At 69.7% G+C, this 24,687-nt stretch carries 28 protein-coding genes; 17 read left to right on the plus strand and 11 right to left on the minus strand.

Going from position 1 to position 24,687, the window contains the following annotated elements; all coding sequences use genetic code 11:
- Positions 1–366, plus strand: a complete 366-nt coding sequence (locus AB5I40_RS09320) for a hypothetical protein (RefSeq protein ID WP_370938039.1) — start codon at positions 1–3, stop codon at positions 364–366.
- Here the strand turns inward: AB5I40_RS09320 and AB5I40_RS09325 are convergent.
- Positions 363–917 (minus strand): TetR/AcrR family transcriptional regulator, encoded by a 555-nt coding sequence (locus AB5I40_RS09325; RefSeq protein ID WP_370938040.1) that lies wholly within the window; start codon positions 915–917, stop codon positions 363–365. The genes AB5I40_RS09320 and AB5I40_RS09325 overlap by 4 nt on opposite strands.
- Positions 918–982: 65 nt before the next feature.
- Between AB5I40_RS09325 and AB5I40_RS09330 the strand changes: the two genes are divergently transcribed.
- Positions 983–1,441 (plus strand): cupin domain-containing protein, encoded by a 459-nt coding sequence (locus tag AB5I40_RS09330; RefSeq protein WP_370938041.1) that lies wholly within the window; start codon positions 983–985, stop codon positions 1,439–1,441.
- Positions 1,442–1,453: 12 nt separating this feature from the next.
- Here AB5I40_RS09330 and AB5I40_RS09335 read toward each other — a convergent pair whose 3' ends face one another.
- The 4 genes from AB5I40_RS09335 to AB5I40_RS09350 form a co-directional block, all read right to left on the minus strand.
- On the minus strand, positions 1,454–2,200 hold the full coding sequence (locus AB5I40_RS09335) for a hypothetical protein (RefSeq protein ID WP_370938042.1): 747 nt from the start codon (positions 2,198–2,200) through the stop codon (positions 1,454–1,456).
- 88 nt (positions 2,201–2,288) lie between these two features.
- A complete protein-coding gene (locus AB5I40_RS09340) occupies positions 2,289–2,522 on the minus strand; it encodes a hypothetical protein (RefSeq protein WP_370938043.1) in 234 nt (77 codons plus the stop codon).
- 11 nt (positions 2,523–2,533) lie between these two features.
- Positions 2,534–4,147, minus strand: a complete 1,614-nt coding sequence (locus AB5I40_RS09345) for a hypothetical protein (protein ID WP_370938044.1) — start codon at positions 4,145–4,147, stop codon at positions 2,534–2,536.
- On the minus strand, positions 4,140–4,394 hold the full coding sequence (locus AB5I40_RS09350) for a hypothetical protein (protein ID WP_370938045.1): 255 nt from the start codon (positions 4,392–4,394) through the stop codon (positions 4,140–4,142). The genes AB5I40_RS09345 and AB5I40_RS09350 overlap by 8 nt, the downstream gene beginning before the upstream one ends.
- 485 nt (positions 4,395–4,879) lie before the next feature.
- On the opposite strand from AB5I40_RS09350, the gene AB5I40_RS09355 reads away from it, so the two are divergent.
- A complete protein-coding gene (locus AB5I40_RS09355; protein WP_370938046.1) occupies positions 4,880–5,413 on the plus strand; it encodes a hypothetical protein in 534 nt (177 codons plus the stop codon).
- 396 nt (positions 5,414–5,809) lie between these two features.
- On the opposite strand, the gene AB5I40_RS09360 is transcribed toward AB5I40_RS09355, so the two are convergent.
- Positions 5,810–6,037, minus strand: coding sequence for a hypothetical protein (locus AB5I40_RS09360; RefSeq protein WP_370938047.1), 228 nt, complete (start codon positions 6,035–6,037; stop codon positions 5,810–5,812).
- 149 nt (positions 6,038–6,186) lie between these two features.
- On the opposite strand from AB5I40_RS09360, the gene AB5I40_RS09365 reads away from it, so the two are divergent.
- The 3 genes from AB5I40_RS09365 to AB5I40_RS09375 are packed head-to-tail and all read left to right on the plus strand — an operon-like array spanning position 6,187 to position 8,185.
- Positions 6,187–6,522: a DUF3040 domain-containing protein gene (locus AB5I40_RS09365; protein WP_370938048.1), complete on the plus strand. Its 336-nt coding sequence runs from the start codon at positions 6,187–6,189 to the stop codon at positions 6,520–6,522.
- Positions 6,507–7,559 (plus strand): SDR family oxidoreductase, encoded by a 1,053-nt coding sequence (locus AB5I40_RS09370; protein WP_370938049.1) that lies wholly within the window; start codon positions 6,507–6,509, stop codon positions 7,557–7,559. The genes AB5I40_RS09365 and AB5I40_RS09370 overlap by 16 nt, the downstream gene beginning before the upstream one ends.
- Positions 7,556–8,185 carry a phosphoribosyltransferase gene (locus AB5I40_RS09375; RefSeq protein WP_370938050.1) on the plus strand — a complete coding sequence of 210 codons (630 nt, stop codon included), beginning with the start codon at positions 7,556–7,558 and terminating at the stop codon, positions 8,183–8,185. Before AB5I40_RS09370 ends, AB5I40_RS09375 begins: the two co-directional genes overlap by 4 nt.
- On the opposite strand, the gene AB5I40_RS09380 is transcribed toward AB5I40_RS09375, so the two are convergent.
- Positions 8,186–9,181, minus strand: coding sequence for an anion permease (locus AB5I40_RS09380; RefSeq protein WP_370938051.1), 996 nt, complete (start codon positions 9,179–9,181; stop codon positions 8,186–8,188).
- A complete protein-coding gene (locus AB5I40_RS09385) occupies positions 9,182–9,796 on the minus strand; it encodes a DUF47 domain-containing protein (protein WP_370938052.1) in 615 nt (204 codons plus the stop codon).
- 102 nt (positions 9,797–9,898) lie between these two features.
- Between AB5I40_RS09385 and AB5I40_RS09390 the strand changes: the two genes are divergently transcribed.
- Complete coding sequence (locus tag AB5I40_RS09390) at positions 9,899–10,798, plus strand: Ku protein (RefSeq protein ID WP_370938053.1); 900 nt, start codon at positions 9,899–9,901, stop codon at positions 10,796–10,798.
- A gap of 80 nt (positions 10,799–10,878) precedes the next feature.
- On the opposite strand, the gene AB5I40_RS09395 is transcribed toward AB5I40_RS09390, so the two are convergent.
- The gene (locus AB5I40_RS09395) at positions 10,879–12,831 is read right to left on the minus strand and encodes an aconitate hydratase (RefSeq protein ID WP_370938054.1); all 1,953 of its coding nucleotides are present in this window, start codon (positions 12,829–12,831) and stop codon (positions 10,879–10,881) included.
- 98 nt (positions 12,832–12,929) lie between these two features.
- Here AB5I40_RS09395 and AB5I40_RS09400 point away from each other — a divergent pair, with 98 nt between their 5' ends.
- The 6 genes from AB5I40_RS09400 to AB5I40_RS09425 are packed head-to-tail and all read left to right on the plus strand — an operon-like array spanning position 12,930 to position 21,338.
- Positions 12,930–13,265 carry a plasmid stabilization protein gene (locus tag AB5I40_RS09400; protein ID WP_370938055.1) on the plus strand — a complete coding sequence of 112 codons (336 nt, stop codon included), beginning with the start codon at positions 12,930–12,932 and terminating at the stop codon, positions 13,263–13,265.
- 11 nt (positions 13,266–13,276) lie between these two features.
- Entirely contained in the window at positions 13,277–15,088 is a 1,812-nt protein-coding gene (locus tag AB5I40_RS09405; RefSeq protein WP_370938056.1) for a glycoside hydrolase family 15 protein, read from the plus strand.
- A gap of 52 nt (positions 15,089–15,140) precedes the next feature.
- Positions 15,141–16,934: a thiamine pyrophosphate-requiring protein gene (locus tag AB5I40_RS09410; protein ID WP_370938057.1), complete on the plus strand. Its 1,794-nt coding sequence runs from the start codon at positions 15,141–15,143 to the stop codon at positions 16,932–16,934.
- Complete coding sequence (locus AB5I40_RS09415; RefSeq protein WP_370938058.1) at positions 16,931–18,043, plus strand: enolase C-terminal domain-like protein; 1,113 nt, start codon at positions 16,931–16,933, stop codon at positions 18,041–18,043. Before AB5I40_RS09410 ends, AB5I40_RS09415 begins: the two co-directional genes overlap by 4 nt.
- Entirely contained in the window at positions 18,040–18,390 is a 351-nt protein-coding gene (locus tag AB5I40_RS09420) for a hypothetical protein (protein WP_370938059.1), read from the plus strand. Before AB5I40_RS09415 ends, AB5I40_RS09420 begins: the two co-directional genes overlap by 4 nt.
- Positions 18,387–21,338 carry an FAD-binding and (Fe-S)-binding domain-containing protein gene (locus AB5I40_RS09425; RefSeq protein WP_370938060.1) on the plus strand — a complete coding sequence of 984 codons (2,952 nt, stop codon included), beginning with the start codon at positions 18,387–18,389 and terminating at the stop codon, positions 21,336–21,338. The genes AB5I40_RS09420 and AB5I40_RS09425 overlap by 4 nt, the downstream gene beginning before the upstream one ends.
- 67 nt (positions 21,339–21,405) lie before the next feature.
- Here the strand turns inward: AB5I40_RS09425 and AB5I40_RS09430 are convergent, their stop codons facing one another.
- Together AB5I40_RS09430 and AB5I40_RS09435 are read right to left on the minus strand one after the other, a co-directional pair.
- Positions 21,406–22,263, minus strand: a complete 858-nt coding sequence (locus tag AB5I40_RS09430) for an SDR family oxidoreductase (RefSeq protein WP_370938061.1) — start codon at positions 22,261–22,263, stop codon at positions 21,406–21,408.
- 181 nt (positions 22,264–22,444) lie between these two features.
- Positions 22,445–22,864, minus strand: a complete 420-nt coding sequence (locus AB5I40_RS09435) for a CBS domain-containing protein (RefSeq protein ID WP_370938062.1) — start codon at positions 22,862–22,864, stop codon at positions 22,445–22,447.
- 121 nt (positions 22,865–22,985) lie between these two features.
- On the opposite strand from AB5I40_RS09435, the gene AB5I40_RS09440 reads away from it, so the two are divergent.
- The 4 genes from AB5I40_RS09440 to AB5I40_RS09455 are packed head-to-tail and all read left to right on the plus strand — an operon-like array spanning position 22,986 to position 24,625.
- On the plus strand, positions 22,986–23,549 hold the full coding sequence (locus AB5I40_RS09440) for a hypothetical protein (RefSeq protein ID WP_370938063.1): 564 nt from the start codon (positions 22,986–22,988) through the stop codon (positions 23,547–23,549).
- 55 nt (positions 23,550–23,604) lie between these two features.
- Positions 23,605–24,015 (plus strand): phage holin family protein, encoded by a 411-nt coding sequence (locus AB5I40_RS09445; RefSeq protein ID WP_370938064.1) that lies wholly within the window; start codon positions 23,605–23,607, stop codon positions 24,013–24,015.
- Positions 24,012–24,332, plus strand: coding sequence for a DUF3618 domain-containing protein (locus AB5I40_RS09450; protein ID WP_370938065.1), 321 nt, complete (start codon positions 24,012–24,014; stop codon positions 24,330–24,332). Before AB5I40_RS09445 ends, AB5I40_RS09450 begins: the two co-directional genes overlap by 4 nt.
- The gene (locus AB5I40_RS09455) at positions 24,326–24,625 is read left to right on the plus strand and encodes a DUF3040 domain-containing protein (protein ID WP_370938066.1); all 300 of its coding nucleotides are present in this window, start codon (positions 24,326–24,328) and stop codon (positions 24,623–24,625) included. Before AB5I40_RS09450 ends, AB5I40_RS09455 begins: the two co-directional genes overlap by 7 nt.
- Positions 24,626–24,687: the final 62 nt, after the last annotated feature.

Raw genomic sequence — 24,687 nt, forward strand, 5'->3', positions numbered from 1 at the left:
GTGGGGACCGAAATTCTGTCCGACCGCTGGGACTCTTCGTACTACGTCTTCCGGACGTCGGCGTTCGATGCGATGTTCCTCGTCGGCGGCGGCGAGGAACCCGACGAGGTGGACAACGTCGACGTCGAGGTCCGCTACCCCGACGGTTCCCGGTGGAGCGCGACGATGTTCACCCTCGACGAGGTCGACCGGATCATGCGCCGCTGGGAAAGCACCGGCGAGTGCGCTGGCGGCAGCTATTTCGCCGTGCCGGACGGGCTGATCGTCCGCGAACCCGGCGTGCGGAAGATGGCCGCCGTGCTGATCGCGATGCACGACAGCGGCGAACTCAACTCTTACCTGATGCGCTTGGCGGACTACGACTAGTCCCGGGGCAGCAATCCCTCCAGAGCCAGCTCCACAAACCGCCGCCAGTCCCCGCTCCCCGTGCGGACCACCGACGACAGGCAGCCGACGAGCAGGTACACGTCGCCGACCGTGCAATCCGGGCGAAGCACCCCCGCCGCCTGATCCGCCGCGATCGCTTGCGCCACCACGGTTTCCAGCACCGCCAGAGCGTCGCCGCGCGGTTCGCTCCCCGCCGTCCCGCGCGCCGCCTCGATGGCGGACGACAGCGCCCGGTCCCCGGACAGCACCTCGCCGACGTGCCGCAGATAGCGGTTGACCCCGGACTTCCCGTCGAGGCACCGCTTCCGCGCGTACTCCGCGATCTCGGCGAACCGCTGCTCCGCCAACGCTTCCACGAGCGCCCGCCGGTCCGGGAAATTCCGGTACACCGTCCCGACGCCCACTCCGGCGACCCGCGCGATCTCCGGCAGCTGGACGTCGTCGTGCTCGGCGAGCAGCACGCGGGCCGCCTCCAGCACGCGGGCCCGGTTGCGTTCCGCGTCCGCCCTCGGCTTGCGCTCCGTTGACAACCGACGCCCTCCTCCGGTTAATCTGGAAACGGACTCCGCTTCCACTACTTTTGCGAGGATACCCCATGACGAAGGACCGTTTCCTGCTGCTGCAGCCCGGCGAGGCGCGCCCGGGCCGGGTGCCGCTGCCGCCCGCGTTCGCGGTGAAGGCGATGGCGGGCGACACCGAGGCCCGGTTTTCCCTGCTGGAGGTGACGCTGGCGCGCGACATCCCGCGTCACGTCCACCACGAGGCCGACGAGTGCATCTACGTCCTCGAAGGCGAACTGGGCATCGACTTCGCCGACGAGACGCATGTCGCGACGAAGGGGATGTTCGTGCTGCTGCCGCATGGGGTTCCGCACGCGCTGCGGGCGGCGTCGGACCCCGCGCCGCGGTTGCTGCAGATCTCCTCGCCCGGCGGGTGGGAGCACTACCTGGAGGATCTGTTCGAGGCCGGGCCCGCGGTGCTGACGGACGGCGCGGTGGACCCGGTGAAGATCAATCCGGTCGCGGCTCGGTACTCGATCACCTATGAGGAATGACGCCAGGCGGGCTCAGTGCTGCAGCACCGGCCAGACCGCCGCCGGGTGACAGTGTTCCGGGCAGGCGAGCAAGTACAGGGCGTTGCCGAGAAACAGCACGTAGGCGTAGGAATAGGAGCTGTCCAGCTGTTCAGGCTGACCGGGGCGGCTCTGGAAGCCGACGTCCTCCGGCAGACCGCACAAGAACAGCATCTCGGCGCCGCACGCGCAGCGGTGGCTTTCCGGATCCTGCTGCCAGCGCGGCAGGCCGCCGACCTTGAACCCGCCCCGGCCGACACTCAGTCCGGGGTGCGTTTCGCCGGGCCGCCGCACGGTCTCCGTCTCGGGCGCCGGGCGGAGTACCAGCTCGCGGCTGAGGAGATGCGGTTCCTCCTCGGCAGCCGGACCGGTCGGGTCCCGGTGGAGCATGATCCGCCAGAACGCGCCGGGGTGCCCCCAAATCCGCGGTTTTTCCCAGTAGCGCTCCGGAAACTGCTGCGGGTCTTCCCGCAGGCAGGCCGCGTCGTTGTGCACCGGGCACTGGAACACGAGCAGATGGTCGCCGCCGAACCGCGGGATGTCCGGCGGGACGTCCAACTGGAAGAAGAGCACCATCCGCGCGCCGCAGTAGCACTCCGGCCAGTCCTCGCCCGCGGGCAGGATCGGCCTGCCGCCGAAGGTGTTCCGGGAACCGGGTCCGGCTGGAGCGCGCGGGTCTTCCACCAGATACATCGGAACGTCTGCTCGGCGAATCTCGGACGACGGCTCGAAGACAGTCACCGGACCAGCCTAGGGCGGCACGAGATTCCCGTCTGGCTTTCCGCGCTAAAACGGGCACCGGCCGGAAAACCGGTGCCCGCTCAACCGCTCACACGGTCCGCAACCGCCGCCACTCCCACGCGGCCAACCCGGCGAACAACACCGTCGCCGCGCAAGCGACCGCTGTCAGCAGCCACTCAGCCTCTCCGCCCCCGCCGTCGGGAGAAGCGCCGGTCGTGCGCTCGATCCAATCCGGAACCGTCAACGTCAGCACCAGCGCGACGGCGCTGAGCGCGGCAAGCCCGGCCTCGGCTGCGATGCGGAGCTTCTGTGCAGTGTTCATGAGAGCCTCCCTCAGTACTTCGCCGCGTTGAGGCGCGTCCGCCAGGTGTTGCCCGCGCCGGCGTATTCGCCGTAGCTCCACACGGTCCGGGAGTCCGACGGGTCCCGGCCGATGCCGAAGTAGTCGCCCCATCTGCCGCCGGTGTAGGCGCTCTGTCCGGCGATCACCGAAGCGCTGCCCTGCAACGTGCCCGGCGGGTCGGTGACGAGGCGGCCGGTCTGGCGGAAGTGGCCGTACTCGTCGTCCCCGGACCGGCCGAACGCCACGTGGGCGTTGCGGGAAATGTCGGTCTGGATCACCGGGAAAAAGTAGTGCTTGCGGGGTGCACCAAATGCGCCCTGCTGCGTGATCGAGTGGCTGGGCACGTCGATCTCGTACCACTGCACCACAGACCGCGCCTCGGAGTCGCCTGGCCAGCTGTACGCGGAGGTGTGCGTGGTCCACAAGCGCTGCGTCCTGCCCGCCGCTTGGAAGACCGCGTTGAGCAACCGGGTGTCGTTCGTGGCGATTCTCGTTGTCCCGCCGTCCTTTTGCACCGCGCCGGGCGGCAGGTTGTAGCTGCGGCAGTTGATCGCGGTCGCGGAGAGCGCCGGTGCGCCGCCCGACCACAGGCCCAGCGGATTCGACAGCGTCCACAGGGTCAGGCTCGACCCCGACGGGAACAGCGAGTTCACCAGGTAAGCGCGCGGATTCCCGCCCACGCCTTGGAAATGGCAGCACGGCTGCACGGAGAACGCGGCGCTGCGGTCCGGGTTCTTCAGGCCCCAGAAGTCCCACCAGCGGATGGTGTGGCCCCCGCCCGCGCCGCCGCCGTAGAGCTCCGCCTTGTTGAAGATCCGGAGTTTCGCGTAGGCGAACCCGCCGCCGAAGGCGAATTGGTTGGTGGACACGTAAATCGCCTGGGAGTCGAAGCCCAGCATCGGGTAGTCCGACCAGTTGCCGCTGGCCGTGGAACCGTTCGCGGTCGCGTCGGTGCTCCAGATCCAGTAGCCGCCCGCGGGATCGCCGGTCTGCGAGACGCCGAGCATGATCCAGGAGCCCTGCGGGTTCGCGCGCCGGGCGGCGATGCAGACGATCCACCGGCCGCTGTAGTGGTCGTACGCGAGTTTCGGGTCGAAAAGCTGTGCTCCGGCAGGCAGCACCGGGTTGAACATCGCGGTGAAGTTCGCCCACCGGAACTGTTGCAGGCCGGTCTTGTCGTAGCCGACGAGGTCGACGTTGACCGCCGCCATCACCTGTTTCGGGCCGACCGCGACCGTGCAGTCCGGCGGGCGGAACGCGGTCTGCGAAATCCCCTCGAAGCTCGCCGACGCCGCCGGGGCCAGCCCCTCGACGATCTCGTCCTCCGGCGGGTTTTCCTCCGACAGCTCCGCCGCGGCTTCCTCGTCGAGCTGCACGCCGAGCGCGTCCTCGGGCGCCAGCGCGTCCGGGCTGTGCTCCCGCGCCCCGGTCTTCAGCTGGTCGTATTCCTCGACCGGCACCGGAAACCGTTGCGCGAACAACGGAGACCGGTCCGGCGACGGCGGTTCGGCGAGCAGTTCGCCGACCGTCAGATCCGCCATCTCCCGCGACGCGCCGCCGGCCGTTTCGCCGGCTTGGCCCTCGAGCACCTGTGCTTCAGGCATCACGGTGATCACCCTCTTCCTCCGCGGCCTCGTCGCCGGCCCGTGCCGGGGCGTCGGCCTCCTCCTCCCGATCGCGGTGCCGCCGCGCGGCCGCCTTCAGCCGCTCCATTTCGGCGGCCGGAACCGGCATCCCGATCGGAATCTCGTACCCCGATTCCGGTTCGGCGGGCGCGTTTTCGCCCGCCGGACCGCTTTCCGCTCCCTCGCCGCGTCCCGCACCGGATCGCGGTCCTTCGCGTTCGCCCATCGCTCACCCCCGGGAATTCCGTCCGAAAAGATCGATTCCGGCGGCGTTCACGAAAAAGGTCGCACAACGGTCGGGAACAGATACCGGCACGCCGCAACCTTCAACCGAACGGCCCAGCGGAAATCGATTTCACCATTTATTCCCCAGTTCTCCGGGAAGGCGCATAAAAACCGACCGGAAACGGTTTCGAAGAACCTTTCCAAGCGCCGGGAGCCCCTCCGGCCGCGCTGCCCCGTAGGCCCGAATGCTGGCGGATCAAGGCGTTTTGGGCCGTTCACCCGCACTTGACCGGGTTGCTCCGCAATCGCTTGATCATCCCGAAAGAAGGCCGGTTCGCAACCCCGGATTTACGTCCACCTTGTGCATTTTGTCGCCCGGCAAGCTGAGCACCCGGTTAATTCTTCACTCATTCCTTCGAAGGTAGGTACCGCGATAACCCGGTCTCGGCGGACGCTGGCGCGACCGTGCCCGAGGAGGAGATTTCCATGTCCCGACTTGCCCGTTTCGCCGCGCCTGCCGTCATTCTGGCCGGTTCGCTCGCTTTGGTCGCGCCGGCCGCGCACGCCGACGTCTCGCACCCGCTCGCCGCGAAGTGCTCGCAGTCCTATCTCCCGCTGCCCGACCCGGCCTGCACGCCCGGCGCGACCAACCCGGACGTCACCCAGGACACCATCGACGACACGATCTGCGTCTCCGGCTGGACCGCCACCATCCGCCCGCCGACGACCTACACCAACCAGCTCAAGAAGCAGGGCATCATCGACTACGGCTACGCCGACACCTCGCTCAGCTCCTACGAGGAGGACCACTTCCTGCCGCTCGAACTGGGCGGCGCGCCGAAGGACCCGAAGAACCTCTGGCCCGAACCGCACGACGGCGACCAGAACTCCTACAGCAAGGATTCCGTCGAGAACGCGGTGAAGAAGGCGGTGTGCGCGGGGAAAGCGACGCTGGCCGACGCGCAGCACGCCATGCTCACCAACTGGACCACCGCGGAGTCCGTGCTGGGCATCGACTGATCCGGGGTTTCGGTTTCAGACCCTGACCCGAAACGCACCATCCGCGAAGGCCCCTGGAGGAACTCACATTCCCCCGCCAGGGACTTGAGCAGCGCAGTCGTACCGGCCGCCGGGCGTCCACAAAGGACGCAAAGAACCGAAAAATGCCCGGTTCGCCACCATCTGCCTGGTTCTGATCGTACGTGAGGGGAACCCTGAGGGAATCTGATTCCCTCAGGGCTCCCCTCACGTACAACGGCCCTGCCCCGGCCGTCGGGCTGGGCAGACGCACCTCGGCCGCGCTTATCGTGCCCGCTCAAGGCGCCGCACCCACCGTGCCCAAGACACCGCGCCCAACGCGCCCACTCAAATCCCCGACGTTGGCCTTGATCTCCTCAAGGAGCCCTTCACGGACTTTCACCGCCCTGGATCAGCGTTCGACGGGCCGCGAAAGCACGGCCAGCGAGGACGTCGCGTCTCCCCCAGACCTGGCCCCGGCCGGTGCGCGCGGCACACCGTGCACACCACCGCGTGGCTGACCGGCGTCCCGTCCTCCTGCACCAGCCTGCCCACGTGCACCGCCTCGCGGCCGCATTGTCCACAGGGGACGGTCGCGCTTTCCGGATCCACCAGCAGCCTGCTCATCTCGTGCTCCCTCCGTAGGTTTTCCGGCGATTGCGCTCGCCCGCCCGGTTACCCTTCGCCTTCCCGGGCAAACCGGACGCTTCCGCCGCCCGCGGTTTGCCCTGGCCGGAAGCGGGTACGCCGTCGGTCAGGGCGGAAGGGAGCAGGCGATGGCCGTGCACCGGCAGCCGGATCCCCACCGGGCGCTGCGGTCGATGGAGCGAGAGCTGCTCGCCACCGACGCGCTGTGGGTGCGCCGTGCCTTCGGACAGAAGGCGTGGCCGCTGCGCCGGGCGTGGCCGGTGGCGTGCTGGGCTCTCACCGCGATCGCCGCCGGGCTCGTGGCCTGCGGGATCGCCTTTCCGCCGGAGGTGCCGCTCGCGCTGCTCGGCTTCGTGCTGGCCGCGGTCGCGGTGTGCGGGCACGTCGCCCGCCAGGAGTGCCTGCGCCCGCCGACCCGCCGGACTCCCGGTCCGGGGAAAGGATTCCCATGCCGCCCGTCGTAGTCGTCACCGGGGCCAGCGCCGGAGTGGGCCGGGCCGTCGCGCGTGCTTACGGAGGCCGCGGCGGCAAAGTCGCCCTGCTGGCGCGCGGCGAAAAGGGGCTCGCCGCCGCGGCGCAGGACATCCGGGACGCCGGAGGCACGCCGCTGGAGCTGCCGACGGACGTAGCCGATTTCGCGCAGGTCGACGCCGCGGCGACCCGGATCGAGGAGGAACTGGGGCCGATCGACGTCTGGGTCAATGTCGCGTTCAGTTCCGTGTTCGCCCGGTTCGCCGATGTCAAACCCGAGGAATACCGCCGCGTCACCGAAGTGACGTACCTCGGTTTCGTGCACGGCACAATGGCCGCCCTCGAACGCATGAAACCGCGGGACGCGGGCACGATCGTGCAGGTCGGTTCGGCGCTGGCGTATCGCGGAATCCCGTTGCAGAGCGCGTACTGCGGGGCCAAACACGCGATTCAGGGCTTCAATGAAGCGCTTCGCTGCGAACTGCTCCACGAGCGCAGCGGGATTCGCACGACCATGGTGCAGTTGCCCGCGGTCAACACGCCGCAGTTCACCTGGCTGCTGTCCCGGCTGCCGGAGCACGCCCAGCCGGTCCCGCCGATCTACCAGCCCGAACTCGCCGCCCGCGCGGTGCTGCACGCTGCCGACCACCCGCGCCGCCGCGAGTACTGGGTCGGCACGAGCACCGCCGCGACGCTGCTGGCCAACGCCGTCGCGCCCGGACTGCTCGACCGGTACCTCGCCCGCACCGGCTTCTGCGCGCAGCAAACGGGCCACCCTCAGCCGCCGAGCCAGCCCGCGAACCTGTGGGAACCAGCGGACGGCCCGCGCGGATTCGACTACGGCGCACACGGGGAATTCGACCGGCAGGCGAAAGCGCACGACGTCCAACCGGTGCTGAGCCGGCATCACGGCGCGGTGGCGGCCGGGCTGACCGCCGGCGTGCTCGCCGCCGGGCAACTGCTGCGCCGCACCGTGAAGTCCGGAAAGGACAGTCGATTCCGCTGGGGCACGAAGAAAGGCCGCCGGTGAAGCCGTTCCGAAACCGCGCCGACGCAGGCATCCAGCTCGCCGCCGCACTGGTCTGGCGGGAGTGGACCGACCCGGTCGTCTTCGGGCTCGCCCGCGGCGGGCTGCCGGTCGCCGCCCCGGTTGCCCGTGAACTGGACGCGCCGCTCGAACTCCTGGTCGTCCGCAAGATCGGCGCACCAGGACGGCCGGAGCTCGGCCTCGGCGCCGTCGCGGCGGACGGTCCGCCGTTCTTCGACCGCGCCGGGCTTCGCGCGCTCGGGCTGACGACCGACGACGTCGCCCACCTCGTCGCCCACGCCCGCACCGAAGCCCGCGACCAGGTCCGCCGCTACCTCAGCGGCCGAGCCCCGCGCTCACCGGCCGGACGCGACGTGGTGGTGGTCGACGACGGCGTAGCCACCGGCGGGACCGCGATGGCCGCGCTGCGGGCCCTCCGCTCGTACGCCCCGCTGCGGCTGGTCTTCGCCGCACCGGTCGGCGCGCCGTCCGCATTGGACAAGCTGGCTCGCGAGGCGGATGAGGTGGTGTGCCTGCAGGAGCCGCAGGAGTTTCGCGCGGTAGGAGAGTTCTATGCGGACTTCAGCCCGACCAGCGACGACGAGGTCCTCGCCCTGGTGCCCAAGTAGTCAGCTGAACGTCGACAACAGCCAAAACGCCAGCGCCGCCACCCCAGCCGCGGCCGGGAACGTCAGCACCCACCCCAGCACAATGTCCCGCGCGATCCCCCACCGCACCGCCGAAAGCCGCCGCGTCGCGCCGACGCCCATCACTGCCGCGGTGATCACGTGCGTGGTCGAAATCGGGGCCTTCACCGCGAAAGCAGTCAAGTACAACACCGAAGCCCCCACCGATTCCGCGACAAACCCGTGCGGCGGATCGAGCGGAAACACCCGGCGGCCAAGCGTCCGCATGATCCGCAGGCCGCCCGAGCAAGTCCCGAGCGACAGCGCCCCGGCGCACACCAGCGTCACCCACAGGGGCACCGAAAACGTGTTCTGCTTCCCCGCCGCGATCAGCGCCAGGACGAGCACGCCCATCCCCTTCTGCGCGTCCTGCAACCCGTGCCCGAGCGCCAGCGCCGAGGCCGACACGATCTGCAGCCGCCGGAACACCCGGCCGCTGCGGTGCGGATTCGCCCGGCGCAGCAGCCACAGCACCGCCACCATCGCCGCGTAGCCGAGCAGCAGCCCCAGCAGCGGCGAAGCGACCATCGGCACCAGCACCTTCTCCACGATGCCGGTCCAGTGCACCGTGCTCGCCGCGGCCAGCGCGGCCCCGACCATGCCGCCGATCAGCGAATGCGACGACGAGGACGGCAGCCCGAAATACCAGGTCACCAGGTTCCACGCGATCGCCCCGACCAGCGCGGCGAGCACCACGGTCAGCGCGCCGGGGCCGGCCGGGACGTCGATGATTCCTTGAGCGACAGTCGCGGCGATCCCGGTCGACAGCAGCGCTCCGGCCAGGTTCATCACCGCCGCCAGCACGAGCGCGGTGCGCAGCGGGAGCGCCCGCGTGGACACCGCGCTGGCGATGGCGTTGGCCGCGTCGTGGAAACCGTTGGTGTAGTCGAAGAAAATCGTCAGCGCCACGACCGCGACCAGCGCGGCGGTGCCGTCCACTCAGGACTCCTTGACCGCGATCGTCTGCACCACGTCCGCGACGTGCTCGAATCCGTCGGCCGCCAGTTCGAACTGTTCGACGACTTCCTTCGCCTTGAGCACTTCGAGCGCGTCCGCGCCGGGCTGGAAGAGGTCGGCGAGCATCCGCCGGTAGGTGTGGTCCGCCTCGTTCTCGAGTGCGTTGATCTCGATCCAGTACGGCGACAGCTCGCCGACCTTCGCCAGCCCCGGCATCGCTTCCGCGGTCAGCTCGGCGGCGCGGCACAGCACGCGCAGCATCCCCTTGGTGCCCGGCGGAAACTCCTCGAGCCGGTACAGCACGGCGAGGTCGGCGGCGGTGTCCAAGAAGTCCAGGACGTCGTCGATCCGCGCGGCCAGCGCTTGGATGTCCTCGCGGTCGAACGGCGTGACGAACGTGCTGTTCAGCTCGACCATGATGGTGTGCGTCAGGTCGTCGCCGGCGTGTTCGACCTCGTGCAGCCGGGCCGCGATCGCCTCCCGCTCTCCAGGTGCGGCCTCGGTGAGATCGCGCAGCAGCGCGGTGGCGGTGACGAGGTTGGCCGCCGCGTCCGCGAGCAGCTGGAAGAACTGGCTTCCGCGAGGTTTTATGCGCATCGGAGGATCAGTTACCCCGAATGCCGGACGCTTACACCGCCTTGGTGTGCCGAATGCCCGCATCGGGTACCCGCCGGGCAACCAAGGCGGAAGGAGGGGCAGATGCGTCCGGTCTGGCAGGGTTCGCTGTCGTTCGGGCTGGTGAACGTCCCGGTGCGGATGTACAAGGCGGTCGAGGACCACGCGGTGCACTTCACGCAGTTCCAGCGCGGGACCCAGGACCGCATCCGCTACCGGCGGGTGAACGAGCGGACCGGCGACGAGGTGCGCTACGACGACATCGTGCGCGGCCGGGAGGTCGGCGACGACGAGTACGTGCTGGTCGAGCAGGAGGAACTGGACGAGATCGCCCCGGGCCGGTCGCGCTCGCTCGAGGTGGAAAGCTTCGTGGACCTGGAAGAGGTCGACCCGGTGTACTTCGACCGCGCCTACTGGCTCGCGCCCGCCAAGGAGGACGGTCAGCGTCCGTACGTGCTGCTGCTGGACGCGCTGGCCCGCCGGGACAAAGCCGCCGTCGCGAAGTTCGTCTTCCACGGCCGCGAACACCTCGCGCTCGCCCGCGCGGGCGACGGCGTCATCGTGCTCAACACGCTGCATTACGCCGCCGAGGTGCGCAGCGCGGAAGACGTGCCGCAGCTGCCCGCCAAGGCCAAGACCAACCAGAAGGAGCTGGACCTCGCGGTCAAGCTGATCGACGCGATGTCCGAGCCGTGGCGGCCCGAGGAGTTCCATGACACCTACCGCGAGCGGGTGGAGGAGCTGATCGAGGCGAAGAAGGCGGGGAACACCGTGACGCCCGCGGAGGAGCCGGAGCAGCCGACGAAGGTGGTCGACCTGATGGAGGCGCTGGCCAACAGCGTGCGCGGCAGCCGTCGGCCGCGGACTCCGGATCTGTCGGAGCTGTCCAAGACGGAGCTGCAGAAGCTGGCGAAGGAACGCGACGTCAAGGGCCGGTCGAAGATGTCCCGGGCCGACCTCGAAGCCGCACTGAAGGCTTCCTGACCAGCCAAGGTACGTGAGGGGAACCCTGAGGGAATCTGATTCCCTCAGGGTTCCCCTCACGTACTTCTGCCGGAGCGGCCTCAGTGCAGGGCGCGGGCCAGTTGCGGGATTCGCCCGCCAGCCAGCAGCACATCCGCCTGGCGCGGCGACAGCTGATGCTTCGCCCGGTACTCCTCGCCCCGCGTCTGGTTGCGCACGGTGAACTCCGCCGTCTCGGCCAGCCGATGCAGCCCGGACACGCACAGCACGTCGTCGCGCTGGATCTTCTCGCTGTCCTCCGGATCTGCAAACTCCAACGGCAGCACCCCGAAGTTCACCAGGTTCTGCCAGTGGATCCGGGCGAACGACCGCGCCAGCACCACGCGCAGGCCCAGGTACCGAGCCGTGATCGCGGCGTGCTCCCGCGACGAACCCTGCCCGTAGTTCTCCCCAGCCACCACGAAATGCTCCGGGCTGTCGGCCGCGCGCTTCGGATAGTCCTCGTCAATCCGGGTGAACGTGAACTCGGCCAGCTTCGGGACGTTCGAGCGGTACGGCAGCGCACGCGCCCCGGCGGGCGAGATTTCGTCGGTGGACACGTCGTCTCCGGCCTTCAGCAGCACCGGGCCCTCGACCTCGTCCGGAAGCGGCTCGAAGTCCGGGAGCCCGGCGACGTTCGGGCCCTTCACCAGCTCCTCCCGCAGGGCCTCGTCCTCGGGCAGCGGGGCGGTGAAGACGCGCGGGTCGGCGGCCGAACGGGCCGGTCCGGAAACCCGCGGGTGGGCGAGGTGATGGACGGCGGCGTAGTCGCGCGGATCGGTCAGCACGCCGGTCAGCGCCGACACCGCGGCGGTTTCCGGCGAGCACAGCCAGACCGAATCGTCCGCGGTGCCGGACCGGCCGGGGAAGTTCCGCGGGAACGTGCGCAGCGAGTTCGTGCCGGGCGCGGGCGCCTGACCCATTCCGATGCAGCCGAGGCAGCCCGCCTGGTGCACCCGGGCCCCGGCCGCGACGAGGTCGGTGAGGTGTCCGCTGCGCGCCAGTTCGACGAGGATCTGCCGCGAGGTCGGGTTGACGTCGAAGCTCACCGAATCGGCCGTCTGCCTGCCCCGGACGGTGGCCGCGGCGACAGCGAAGTCCCTGAACCCGGGGTTGGCCGAGGAACCGATCACGACCTGCCCCACCGGCGTGCCCGACGCCTCCCGCACCGGCACCACGTTGCCGGGCGAAGACGGTTTCGCCACCAGTGGCTCCACAGTGGACAGATCGATCTCGTCTTCGATGTCGTAGGAGGCGTCGCGTCCGGCGCGCAGGTCCTGGAAGTCGTGTTCGCGACCCTCCGCCCGGAGGAACGCGCGGATCGCCTCGTCGGCGGGGAACACCGTCGCGGTCGCGCCCATTTCGGCGCCCATGTTCGCGATCACGTGCCGGTCCATCGCGCTCAGGCACGCCAGCCCCGGCCCGTGGTATTCGATGATCCGGTGCCGCCCGCCGCTCACGCCGTGCCGCCGCAGCATCTCCAGCACGATGTCCTTCGCCGACACCCACGGCGGCAGCTCGTTCTCCAGCCGGACGCCCCAGATCTCCGGCATCCGCAGGTAGAGCGGCTCCCCGGCGATGGCCAGCGCCACCTCGAGGCCGCCGACGCCCACCGCGAGCATGCCCAGCGCCCCGGCCGCGCAGGTGTGCGAATCGGACCCGGCGAGGCTCTTGCCGGGCACGCCGAAGCGCTCCATGTGCGTCGGATGCGAAACCCCGTTGCCCGCTTTGGAGAACCACAGCCCGAACCGGCGGCAGGCCGAGCGCAGGTAAGCGTGGTCCTCGGCGTTCTTCTCGTCCGCCTGCAGCAGGTTGTGGTCGACGTACTGGACGCTCAGCTCGGTCCGCGCGCGGTCGAGCCCGAGCGCCTCCAGCTCCTGCATCACGAGCGTGCCCGTGGCGTCCTGGGTCAGCGTCTGATCGACCCGCAGGCCGATTTCGGTCCCTGGTTCGAGCCGGCCGGCGACCAGGTGCTCGGCCAGCAGCCGCCCGGCGAGTGTCTGTTCGCGTCCCACTCTCGGTCGGGTACCCGTTTCCGGCGCGGCGAACCGCGATGTTTCCGCCTCGCGGGCCCGGGCAATCCGGGGATCAAGAACGACGGAAGGAGACTGGGATGCCGGAGCAGGCTTGGAGTTCGAAACGCGAACGGCAGTACCAGCACATCGAGGAGTCGCAGGAAGAGCGGGGCGCGAGCAAGAAGCGCGCGAAGGAGATCGCCGCGCGCACGGTGAACAAGAACCGGGCGCAGTCGGGCGAATCGGACCGCGCGAGCAAGACCTCGGTGCGCGACAAATCGCCGCAGCAGCGCGGCGGGCACCGCTCCGGCAAGCGGCTCGGGCCCGGCGGTCCGACGCGCGACCAGCTCTACAACGAGGCCAAGCAGCGCAATATCCACGGCCGGTCCACGATGACGAAGAAGGAACTGGCGAAGGCGCTGGGCCGGGACTGACCCCCGCCGCGATGAACCAGCGCCCGATCGAGGATTACGCCCTGCTCGGCGACCTGCACACCGCGGCGCTGGTGTCGCGGGAAGGGTCGATCGACTGGCTGTGCCTTCCCCGGTTCGATTCCCCCGCGTGCTTCGCCGCGCTTCTGCACGACGAGCGCGCGGGGGCACGGCGGCTCGGGCCCGCGGACGGCGGACCGGCGACTCGCCGAGGTTACGTCGGCGAGTCCCTCGTCCTGGCCAGCGAATGGGAGTCGGCCGAGGGTGCCGTCCGCGTGCTCGACTTCATGCCGCCCCGGGATGGGGCCGCGGACGTCGTCCGGATCGTGGAAGGGCTTCGCGGCCGGGTCGCGATGCGGACGTGCTTGCGGCCTCGGTTCGACTACGGATCGGTCCGGCCGTGGGTTCGCCACGTCGACGGGCGATTCGACGCGGTCGCGGGTCCGGACGCGGTTCGGCTGACCACGCCGGTCGAAGTGTCCGCCGAGGGCTTGGCCGAGTTCACCGTCGCCGAGGGCGAGCGCGTGCCGTTCGTGCTGACCTACCACGCGTCGTACGAGAAACGTCCCGATCCGGCGGACGCCGAGAAAGCCCTCGCGCATACCGAACGCTTCTGGGCGGACTGGATCAGCCGCTGCCAGTACGACGGCCGGTGGCCCGCCGCGGTACGCCGCGCGCTGATCACGTTGAAAGCGCTGACCTACGAGCCGACCGGCGGCATTCTCGCCGCGCCGACGACGTCGCTGCCGGAGAAACTCGGCGGCGAACGCAACTGGGACTACCGCTACTGCTGGCTGCGCGACGCCACCTTCACCCTGCAGGCCCTCGTGGGCACCGGCTATCCCGACGAGGCACGGGCATGGCGCGAATGGCTGGTCCGCGCGGCGGCCGGAGATCCGGCCGAACTTCAGGTCCTTTATGGACTCGACGGTTCCCGCCGAGTTCCGGAGTCCACTCTGGACTGGCTGGAAGGCTACGAGAATTCGACCCCGGTGCGGATCGGGAACGCCGCAGCGGGACAGGTTCAGCTCGACGTGTGGGGCGAGGCGCTCGACGGCCTGCACTTGGTCCGCGAAGCCGGGCTGCCGGTGACACATCCGGCGTGGGACCTGCAGCGCGGGCTGCTCGATTTCCTCGAAGGCCATTGGGAAGAGCCCGATCGCAGCCTTTGGGAAGTACGCGGCGAACCGCGACATTTCGTGCACTCCAAGGTAATGGCGTGGGCCGGCGTCGATCGCGCTGTCCGAACGGTGGAACGCCATCGGCTCGACGGACCGGTCGACCGTTGGCGCGCGCTGCGCGAACACATTCACGAGGAAGTCTGCCGCGAGGGTTTTGACGCCGAGCGCAACACTTTCACCCAGTTCTACGGCTCCCACGGCCTCGACGCGGCACTGCTGCTCATCCCCCGCGTCGGCTTCCTTCCCGGAACCGATTCCCGCGTGCGCGGTACCGTCGACGCGGTACGGAAAGAGCTGTCCCGAGACGGTTTTGTGCATCGGTACGACCCGGACGCCGACAACGGCCTCGGCGAATTGCGCGGCGGCGAAGGCGCGTTTCTGCCGTGCAGCTTCTGGCTCGCCGACGCCTTGCACGGCACCGGCCGCACCGAGGAAGCCATTGAGGTTTTCGAGCAGATGCTGGCTGTCCGCAACGATGTCGGGCTGCTGAGCGAGGAGTACGACATCAAGGCCGGACGGCAGCTCGGCAACATGCCGCAGGCCTTCAGCATGGTCGGGCTCGTCAACACCGCACGGCACCTCGACGGCGCGGAAACCACCACCAACGCCACCGGACGCCAGCAAGGGCTGCGACGCGACGTGTAACCCCGCCGAGGCCCGGGTAGCCGGGGAGAACTCAACGCACGGGAGGCTTGTCATGACCGAGACCGTCGGCGACTACCTGCTTTCGCGACTGCGCGATTGGGGCGTGGAGCAGGTGTTCGCGTACCCCGGGGACGGGATCAACGGTCTCGTCGCGTCGTTCGGCAAGGCGGACAACCAGCCGCGCTTCGTACAGGCCCGGCACGAGGAAATGGCCGCCTTCTCCGCGGTCGGCTACGCGAAGTTCAGCGGGGCCGTCGGCGTGTGCATGGCGACGTCCGGGCCGGGTGCGATCCACCTGCTGAACGGGCTCTACGACGCGAAACTCGACCACGTCCCGGTCGTCGCGATCGTCGGGCAGACCGCGCGCACCGCGATGGGCGGCAGCTACCAGCAGGAGGTCGAACTCCAGGCGCTGTACCGGGATGTGGCGAACGAATACTGCATCGAGGTGAACGTCGCCGAGCAGCTGCCCAACGCGCTCGACCGCGCGTTCCGGGTGGCGCAGGCGTCCCGCACGCCGACGGCGCTGATCATCCCGGCGGACCTGCAGGAAGAGCCCTACGAACCGCCGCAGCACGCGTTCAAGCAGATGCCGTCGAGCCCGCCCGGGACCGCGTGGCCGAATCCGGTGCCGCCCGAACCCGCTCTCAGCGAGGCCGCCGACGTGCTCAACGCCGGGAAGAAGGTCGCGATCCTCGTCGGGCAGGGCGCTCGCCGCGCGGCCGAAGAGGTGCGCGAGGTCGCGGACCTCACCGGGGCCGGAGTGGCGAAAGCGTTGCTGGGCAAGGACGTTCTCGCCGACGATCTGCCCTATGTGACCGGTGCGATCGGACTGCTCGGCACACGGCCGAGCTACGAGATGATGCGCGACTGCGACACGCTGCTGATCGTCGGGTCCAACTTCCCCTACAGCCAGTTCCTGCCGGAGTACGGCCAGGCCCGCGCGGTGCAGATCGACATCGACGGCCGGTTCATCGGCATGCGCTACCCGACCGAGGTCAACCTGGTCGGCGACGCCGCCGCGACCCTGCGCGCGCTGCTGCCGAAGCTGCACCGGGCGGAAAACCGTTCGTGGCGCGAGAAAATCGAGAAAAACGTCGCCGACTGGTGGACCACCATGGACCAGCAGGCGGAGGTCGACGCGAAACCGGTCAACCCGATGCGGATCGTGCACGAACTGTCGAAGCAGATCCCGGGCAACGCGATGGTCACCGCCGATTCCGGCTCGTCGACCAACTGGTACGCGCGCAATCTCCGGATCCGCGACGGCATCCGCGCCACGCTGTCCGGCACCCTCGCGACGATGGGCCCCGGCGTGCCGTACGCGATCGGGGCCAAGTTCGCGCATCCCGACCGCCCGGCGATCGCGCTGGTCGGCGACGGCGCGATGCAGATGAACGGCTTGGCCGAGCTGATCACCATCGCCCGCTACCAGGGGTTGTGGACGGATCCGCGGTGCATCATCTGCGTGTTCCACAACAATGACCTCAACCAGGTCACGTGGGAGCTGCGCGCGATGGGCGGCGCACCGAAATTCGAGGAATCGCAGTCGCTGCCGGACGTCGACTACGCCGGTTTCGCGCGCAGCGTCGGCCTCGAAGGGATCAACGTCGAGGACCCGGGCGATCTCGCTTCGGCCTGGCGCACCGCGTTCGCCGCGGACCGGCCGACGGTGCTGGACGTGCGGTGCGACGCCGAGGTGCCGCCGATCCCGCCGCACGCGACGTTCGAGCAGATGAAATCCGTGACCGAGTCGGTTTTGAAGGGCGATCCGGAAGCGTTCCACCTGATGTTCCAGGGCGCGAAGACGAAGCTGCAGGAATTCCTGCCCGGGCGGTCGCGGTGACGATCGCCGCCCCGCACATCGAACGGATCGACGCGCGCGCCTACCAGGTGCCGACCCCCACGCCGGAGGCCGACGGCACGCTCGCCTGGGATTCCACGACGCTCGTCGTGGCCCGGGTGCGCGCCGGCGGCACCGACGGACTCGGCTGGACGTACGCCGATTTCTCCTGCGCCCCGCTGATCGAAGGCAAACTGGCGTCGGCGATCACCGGAATGCCGGTCTTGGACCCGCCCGCGTGCTGGAGCGCGATGCAGCACGCGATCCGGAACCTCGGCCGCGCCGGTTTGGTCTCTTGTGCACTGTCCGCTGTGGACATCGCGATCTGGGACGCCGCCGCGCGACTGCTCGACGTCCCGCTGAGCCGGCTGCTCGGCCGGGTGCACGACGAGGTCGATGTCTATGGCAGCGGCGGATTCACCTCACAGGATGACGACGAACTGGCCGCACAGCTGGAATACTGGGTACGGAAGCAGCACATTCCGCGCGTGAAAATCAAAATCGGCGAGGCGTGGGGCAGCGCGGTAGCCCGCGACATCGGCCGTGTTCGCCTGGCGCGCGAGACGATCGGGGACGACGCCGCGCTGTACGTCGACGCGAACGGCGGCTATTCGGTCGGCCGGGCTCGCCGGATCGCCGACACGTTGCGCGAGTTCGGCGTGACCTGGTTCGAGGAACCGGTGTCCAGCGACGATCTCCCCGGCCTCGCCCAGCTGCGCACCCCGGACGGCCCGGACATCGCCGCCGGCGAGTACGGCTACGACCTGCCCTACTTCGCCCGGATGCTGCCTGCGGTCGATTGCCTCCAGGTCGACGTGACACGGTGCGGCGGCTACACGGAATGGCGTCGCGTCGCCGCGCTGGCGGCTGCCGCGAACCGCGAGGTTTCCGCGCACTGCGCACCGAATCTGTCCGCACACGCCGCTGCGGCGACCCCGAATTTCCGGCACATCGAATGGTTCGCCGACCACGACCGGATCGAACGAGAACTCTTCTACGGCGGCCTGGACCCCAGCGGCGGCCGGGTAGCCCCGTCGATGTCGGTCGCCGGGCACGGGCTCCGCCTGCATACCGACGCCGCCGCCGAGTACGCGGTCAAGGAGGGCCGATGAGCACCGCCGAACTCCCCAACCCCGTCGTCCGCGTGCCCGAACCCGCCGACATCGACACCCGAGCCCTCGCCACCGCCCTCCGCAACCGCATCGAAGGTGAAGTCCGCTTCGACAACGGAAGCCGCGCCACCAACTTCCGCCGTGGAGCCGCGTCACGTTCACCCGACCACGCCGCCGTCGTCCGCGTGCCGGAGCCCGCCGAGATCGACACCCAAGCCCTCGCCACCGCGCTCCGCAACCGCATCGAAGAAGAAGTCCGCCTCGACGACGGGACCTACGCCAACGTCCGCCAAGTAGTCGTGCCACGTTCACCCGCCGCCGAGTACGCGGTCAAGGAGGGCCGATGAGCACCGCCGAACTCCCCAACCCCGTCGTCCGCGTGCCCGAACCCGCCGACATCGACACCCAAGCCTTCGCCACCGCCCTCCGCACCCGCATCAAAGGCGAAGTCCGCTTCGACAACGGAAGCCGCGCCGCCTACTCCACCGACGCCTCCAACTTCCGCCAGGTGCCCCTCGGCGTCGTCGTGCCGCGCTCCCCCGACGACGCCGTTGAAGCGCTGGCCGTGGCGAGGGAGTTCGGCGCGCCCGTGCTCTCGCGCGGCGGCGGGACGAGCCTCGCCGGCCAGTGCACCAATACCGCCGTCGTGCTCGACTGGTCCAAGTACTGCTCCGAGCTGGAATCCGTCGACACCGAGCGCCGCACCTGCATCGTGCAGCCGGGCATCGTCCTGGACGATCTCAACCGGCAGCTCGCCGACACCAAGCTCCGCTTCGGGCCCGAGCCCGCCACGCACATGAACTGCACCCTCGGCGGCATGATCGGCAACAACTCCTGCGGCGCGACCGCCCAGCGCACCGGCAAGGTCGTGGACAACGTCGTCCGCCTGGAAGTGCTGCTCGCCGACGGAACCCGGTTCTGGTGCGGCAAAACCAGCGACGACGAGTACGCCGAGATCGAGCACCACGGCGACCGGCGTGCCGCGATCTACCGGCAGTTGCGCCGCCTGCGCGACGAGTACGCCGACGAGATCCGCCGCCGCTTCCCGGACATCCCGCGCCGCGTGTCCGGCTACAACCTCGACTCGCTGCTGCCCGAACACGAATTCGACGTCGCCGGACTTCTGGTCGGCAGCGAATCGACGCTGGTCACCGTCCTGCGCGCGGAGCTGAAGCTGGTGCCGGTGCTGCCCGAGCGCGCGCTCGTCGTCCTCGGCTACCCGGACATCGCGACCGCCGCGGACGCGGTGCCGGACATCCTGCCGCACGAACCGATCGCGCTCGAGGGCGTCGACCACCGGCTCCTCTACGACGAACGGCTGAAGCACCTCAACGAAAAGGCGCGCGAAGAGCTGCCGCGCGGCCGGGCGTTCCTGATGGTCCAGTTCGGCGCGAAGACGCTCGAGGAGGCCGACAAACAAGCTCGCGGGCTGCTTGATTCCATCGAGGGCGCCGAGGTCGCATTCCTCGACGACCCGGCGAAGGAAGCCGAACTCTGGCAGGTCCGCGAGGCCGGGCTGGGCGCGACCGCGCACGTCCCCGGCGAGGCAGACACCTTCGAGGGCTGGGAAGATTCCGCGGTAGCGCCGGAAAAACTCGGCGCCTACCTCCGTCGGCTCGACGCGCTGTACGCCGAATTCGGCTACGCCGACGAAACCGGCCCGAGCCTCTACGGCCACTTCGGACAGGGCTGCGTGCACACGCGGATCCCGTTCGACCTCTACACCGCTTCGGGCATCGCGACCTACCGCCGGTTCATGGAACGGGCCGCCGACCTGGTCGCGGAGTTCGGCGGCTCGTTCTCCGGCGAGCACGGCGACGGGCAGAGCCGCGGCGAACTGCTGCCGCGCATGTTCGGCAACGACCTGGTCACCGCGTTCGGCCGGCTCAAGGCGATCTTCGACCCGGGCGACCGGATGAACCCGGGCAAGGTCGTCGCGCCGTACTCGCTGGATCAGAACCTGCGGCTCGGCGGCTCGTGGTCCCCGGCCGAGCCGCAGGACCTCTACTTCCGCTTCCCGAACGACGGCGGTTCGTTCTCCCAGGCCGCCAACCGGTGCGTCGGCGTCGGCCGCTGCCGTCAGTCCACTCCGGACAGCGGCGACGTGATGTGCCCGTCGTACCAGGCCACCGGCGAGGAGGAGCACTCCACGCGCGGCCGCGCCCGGCTGCTGTTCGAAATGCTCAACGGGCACCACGACGGCCCGATCTCCGACGGCTGGCGCTCCACTGAGGTCCGCGACGCGCTCGACCTGTGTCTTTCCTGCAAGGGCTGCAAATCCGACTGCCCGGCCGATGTGGACATGGCCACGTACAAGGCCGAATTCCTCGCCCACCACTACCAAGGCCGTCCCTGGAAACGACCGCGATCGGACTACACGATGGGCTGGCTGCCGCTCGTCGCCCGGCTCGTCGGGAAAACGCACACCGCGCGATTGGTGAACCTGCTGAGCAAAACCCGGTTCGCGACGCGGGCCGCCGGGGTCGAGGACCGCGAAATCCCCCGCTTCGCCCCGAAAACGCTGCCGCGCTGGTTCGCCCGGCATCAACCCACCGGCACCGGCGCGCGCGGCACCGTGATGCTCTGGCCGGACACCTTCACCTCGTACTTCCACCCCCACGTCGCCGAGGATGCGGTGCGGGTGCTGGAGGACGCGGGCTGGCGGGTGACGCTGCCGGAACCGTCCGCGTGCTGCGGTCTCACCTGGATTTCCACCGGCCAGCTGGGAATCGCGAAGCGGGTGCTGACCCGCACCGTCCGCATGCTGGCCCCGCATCTCCGGGACGGCGGGCTGGTGCTCGGCCTGGAACCCAGCTGCACCGCGGTGTTCCGCTCCGACGCGGCCGAGCTCTTCCCCGGCGACCAGGACGTCCGGCGGCTGCGGGACCAGACCGTGACGCTCGCGGAGCTGCTGAGCCAGCACTCCCCCGGCTACCGGCCGCCGCGGATTCCCGGGCACGCGCTGGCACAGGTGCACTGCCATCAGCACGCGGTGCTGGGCTGGGACGCGGACCGGAAGCTGCTGGAAGCGGCCGGGGTGGACGTCGAACGGCTGGATTCAGGATGCTGTGGGCTCGCCGGGAACTTCGGGTTCGAGCGAGGCCATCTGGAAGTCAGCAAGGCTTGCGCGGAACGAGTCCTGCTGCCCCGCGTTCGCGAGGCAGACCGGCGGACGGCGGTGCTGGCCGACGGCTTCAGCTGCCGCACCCAGCTGCACGAACTGGACAGCGGGGGCCGCGAGGGCATCCACCTCGCCGAGTTGCTGGCCGCCGGACTCGCCTCGGAAGGCCGCTGAACGTACGTGAGGGGAACCCTGAGGGAATCAGATTCCCTCAGGGTTCCCCTCACGTACCTTCGCCCAGCTATCCGCCGGGGACTGTCTCGCCGCCAAGAGCCGCCAGCACCTCGCCGCTGTAGTACGACGACAGCCGGTTCGAGGCGAGAAAGACGTACGACGGCGCGAGGTCGTCCGGATGCGCTGCCCGCTGCATGGGAGCCTGCAGGCCGAATTTCTCCACCTTCTCCGGCGGGAACGTCGACGGGATCAGCGGCGTCCACACCGGACCCGGCGCGACGCAGTTCACCCGGATCCCCCGGTCGGCCAGTGCCTGCGCCATCGCGTACGTCCAGGAATGGATCGCGCCCTTCGTCGCCGAGTAGTCGATGAGGGATTTGTTGCCGCGCAAGCCGTTCACCGAACCGGTGTTGATGATGACGTCGCCGTCGCCGAGATGCGGCAGCGCGGCGGCGGTCACGCGGAAGTAGCTGTGGATGTTCACGTCGAACGTGTGCATCCACTGCTCTTCGGTCAGGTCCTCGGGACTGTCGACCGGCCACTGCGTCGCCGCGTTGTTGACCAGGATGTCCAGACCGTCCAATTCGGACAGTGTGCGCTCGACGATGTCCCGGCACTGGCTCGCCTCGGCGAGATCCCCTGGCAGCAGCAAGCATTCCCGCCCCTCCGCGCGCACGCGATCGGCGGTGTACTCGGCGTCCTCGTGCTCGTTGAGGTACGAAATCGCGATGTCCGCGCCTTCTTTCGCGAAGGCGATGGCGACCGCGCGGCCGATGCCGGAGTCGCCGCCGGTGATCAGCGCGCGCTGTCCGGCGAGCAGGCCGCGGCCCTCGTAGCCGGTCATCGAATCGCGCGGCTGCGGGTCCATTTCCGCGGTGGTGCCCGGCGGATCCTGCTGCTGCGGCGGTCGGATGCGGTCTGCCATGCGGGAGTCCTCCCCGAAAAGTCGGTTCCGTTCCTTCCGGCTACCCGCTCCGGAGCGGTTCAATCACGCGAAGGGCCGCGCAACCGTCCCTCTGCGACGGTTGCGCGGCCACTCGCCCCCTGGCCCGCTCTGCGGATGCGCGGCGGTTACCCCGCTCCGCGGCCGGCAAACCCGGGGACGATCAGTAATCGTGCGACAGCGCCTCGACCAGCACACCGGTGTCCGGATTGGGCATGGCACGCGCGACGTCCGCCTGCGCGACGACGCCGACCAGATCGTGCCCGTCGATCACCGGGAGCCGGCGCACGCGGTGCTGTGTCATGGTCTTCAGGATCTCGGTGACGTCGTCGTCCGCGCCGATCGTCACCGCTTCCCCTTGCGCCAGCTCGCCGGCGTGCACGGCGCGCGGGTCCTTGCCCTCGGCGAGCACCTTCACCACGATGTCGCGGTCGGTCAGCATTCCCTTGAGCCGGTTGTCCTCGCCGCACACCGGCAGCGAACCCAGCTGTTCGCGCGCCATCGTCTGCGCGGCGTCGTTCACGGTGTCCGACTCGCGCACGCAGACGGCGTTCGGCGTCATCAAATCGCGGGCAGTGGTCATGAGATCGTCTCCCTTCCTCCGATCACTCCCCGGCTACCCGCGTTCCCGGCCGTTACGCGTGCGGCGGAGCTGTTTCTCCCGCATCAGCACGGGTAACCGGATGCTCGTGGAAGGAGCCGACATGCCAGAACCGTTCCCGTCCGACCCGGTCCGCGCGGAAGGGCCGCCGCTGGTCACGGCGGGCCGGCCCGGCGCGCCGCGGCTGATCGTGCTCGATCCGGCCGGTGCGGCCAAACACGACGGGCTGCCCGCGACCTGGCGTCCGCTCGCCGAGGACCACGAGATCCTCTGGTATCGGATCCCGGTCGAGGGCGCGTGGCGCGAAACCGCCGAAGCCCTTGCCGCGCCGGGGCGCAGCGATCTCGTCACGAGCGGGCCGCTCGCCGCCGACGTCTTGCGGCTGGCCGCCGAGAACCCGGCCTCGCTGCGTTCTGTCCTGCTGGTCGATCCGGCGGCCGAAGGAGTGATCAGCCCGGGTGACGCGACCGTTGCCGACGAGGCCTGGCTAGTGCGGCACGACGCCGAGATCGCCGCTTTGCGGGAGTCCGGCGTCGAAGTCGACGTGATCGCGCACAGCTCCGACGACCCGGACGACCAGGTGCCGAGCCCGCTGCCGCTGGGCCACGACTGGGTCGTCGACGGGCTCCGCGAAGCACTGGCCACGCTGGAATCGGCGCCGCACTGATCCGTTTCGCCGTCCCCAGGCCGGGTACGCCTCGAACAGGAAGGGAGGAAGAACCGTGCTGGAGGAAATGAACCGGACTCCCGCGCAGGAGAAGTCCACCGCGGACCTCGCGGCCGACCTGACCACTTCCGTCAAACGCCTGATCCAAGACGAATTCCGCTTGGCCATGGCCGAGCTCCAGACGAAGGGCAAACGCTTCGGCATCGGGGCCGGGCTCTTCGGGTTCGCCGGGATCCTGGCGCTCTTCGGCGGTGCGACGCTGATCGCGGCCGCTGTGCTCGGCCTCGCGCTCGTAGTGCCGGGCTGGCTAGCCGCGGTGGTCGTCGGGGCCGCGTTGCTGCTGGTCGCGGGGCTCGCCGCGCTGGTCGGCGGCAAGGAGGCGAGCCGCGCCGGCGGGCCGGTGCCGGAGGAATCCGTGGACAGGGTGCGCGAGGACGTCGAGACGATGAAGCAGGTGCGGTCATGACGGAACGCAAGGTGGAAGAGGCCCGTGCGGACCGGGACGTCACCCGCGAGGAGCTGGCCGAAACGCTGGACGCGCTGGGGCACAAGCTGGACGTCCGGACGCGGGCCAGCGAGAAGGTCGACGACACGATCGACCGGGCGGCCGAGCAGGTGGAGAAGACCGTCTCGGCCCCGGCCGCGAAGAAGGTCCGCGCCGGTGCGGAGGCCGTCCGGAACAACCCGCTCCCGCTGTTCGCGGCGGTCTTCGGCGGCGTGTTCGTGCTCCGGTTCCTGATGCGCCGCCGCCAAGCGCACCGGAAGCGGGGCGGCGCATGCTGACCGACCGGGAACAGCGTGCCCTGAACGAAATCGAGCGCGATTTGTGCGCAACGGATCCGCGGCTCAGCGCGAAGCTGAACCGCGGATCCGGCCGTCTGCACCCGCGCCGACGCCGCTCCGCGCTGGAGATCCTGTCGACGATCACCAGCATCGTGCTGGTCGCCACCGGCGCGTTCGACTCGCGGCCGGGCATGATCGTGGCGGGGGTCGTCGGGCTCGCGGTGCTCCTGGGCGGGCCGTTCGCGGTGCGGCATTGGAAAGGCCCGCGCACTGACCCGCCGGGCGTTCGCTAGATCACTGTCAGGAAACCGTCAACGACCGCCCCTCGATCGCCTCCCGGGGGCCAGCCTGACCG

This window comes from Amycolatopsis sp. cg13, assembly GCF_041346965.1.
In the GTDB taxonomy this organism is placed as follows: domain Bacteria; phylum Actinomycetota; class Actinomycetes; order Mycobacteriales; family Pseudonocardiaceae; genus Amycolatopsis.

Excerpts from the sequence above, each read along its gene's own strand:
- AB5I40_RS09330 (WP_370938041.1), top strand. The coding sequence starts at position 983 with ATGACGAAGGACCGTTTCCTGCTGCTGCAGCCCGGCGAGGCGCGCCCG.
- AB5I40_RS09340 (WP_370938043.1), bottom strand. The coding sequence starts at position 2,522 with ATGAACACTGCACAGAAGCTCCGCATCGCAGCCGAGGCCGGGCTTGCC.
- AB5I40_RS09345 (WP_370938044.1), bottom strand. The coding sequence starts at position 4,147 with ATGCCTGAAGCACAGGTGCTCGAGGGCCAAGCCGGCGAAACGGCCGGC.
- AB5I40_RS09350 (WP_370938045.1), bottom strand. The coding sequence starts at position 4,394 with ATGGGCGAACGCGAAGGACCGCGATCCGGTGCGGGACGCGGCGAGGGA.
- AB5I40_RS09355 (WP_370938046.1), top strand. The coding sequence starts at position 4,880 with ATGTCCCGACTTGCCCGTTTCGCCGCGCCTGCCGTCATTCTGGCCGGT.
- AB5I40_RS09360 (WP_370938047.1), bottom strand. The coding sequence starts at position 6,037 with ATGAGCAGGCTGCTGGTGGATCCGGAAAGCGCGACCGTCCCCTGTGGA.
- AB5I40_RS09365 (WP_370938048.1), top strand. The coding sequence starts at position 6,187 with ATGGCCGTGCACCGGCAGCCGGATCCCCACCGGGCGCTGCGGTCGATG.
- AB5I40_RS09370 (WP_370938049.1), top strand. The coding sequence starts at position 6,507 with ATGCCGCCCGTCGTAGTCGTCACCGGGGCCAGCGCCGGAGTGGGCCGG.
- AB5I40_RS09385 (WP_370938052.1), bottom strand. The coding sequence starts at position 9,796 with ATGCGCATAAAACCTCGCGGAAGCCAGTTCTTCCAGCTGCTCGCGGAC.
- AB5I40_RS09390 (WP_370938053.1), top strand. The coding sequence starts at position 9,899 with ATGCGTCCGGTCTGGCAGGGTTCGCTGTCGTTCGGGCTGGTGAACGTC.
- AB5I40_RS09400 (WP_370938055.1), top strand. The coding sequence starts at position 12,930 with ATGCCGGAGCAGGCTTGGAGTTCGAAACGCGAACGGCAGTACCAGCAC.
- AB5I40_RS09405 (WP_370938056.1), top strand. The coding sequence starts at position 13,277 with ATGAACCAGCGCCCGATCGAGGATTACGCCCTGCTCGGCGACCTGCAC.
- AB5I40_RS09410 (WP_370938057.1), top strand. The coding sequence starts at position 15,141 with ATGACCGAGACCGTCGGCGACTACCTGCTTTCGCGACTGCGCGATTGG.
- AB5I40_RS09420 (WP_370938059.1), top strand. The coding sequence starts at position 18,040 with ATGAGCACCGCCGAACTCCCCAACCCCGTCGTCCGCGTGCCCGAACCC.
- AB5I40_RS09425 (WP_370938060.1), top strand. The coding sequence starts at position 18,387 with ATGAGCACCGCCGAACTCCCCAACCCCGTCGTCCGCGTGCCCGAACCC.
- AB5I40_RS09430 (WP_370938061.1), bottom strand. The coding sequence starts at position 22,263 with ATGGCAGACCGCATCCGACCGCCGCAGCAGCAGGATCCGCCGGGCACC.
- AB5I40_RS09435 (WP_370938062.1), bottom strand. The coding sequence starts at position 22,864 with ATGACCACTGCCCGCGATTTGATGACGCCGAACGCCGTCTGCGTGCGC.
- AB5I40_RS09440 (WP_370938063.1), top strand. The coding sequence starts at position 22,986 with ATGCCAGAACCGTTCCCGTCCGACCCGGTCCGCGCGGAAGGGCCGCCG.
- AB5I40_RS09450 (WP_370938065.1), top strand. The coding sequence starts at position 24,012 with ATGACGGAACGCAAGGTGGAAGAGGCCCGTGCGGACCGGGACGTCACC.
- AB5I40_RS09455 (WP_370938066.1), top strand. The coding sequence starts at position 24,326 with ATGCTGACCGACCGGGAACAGCGTGCCCTGAACGAAATCGAGCGCGAT.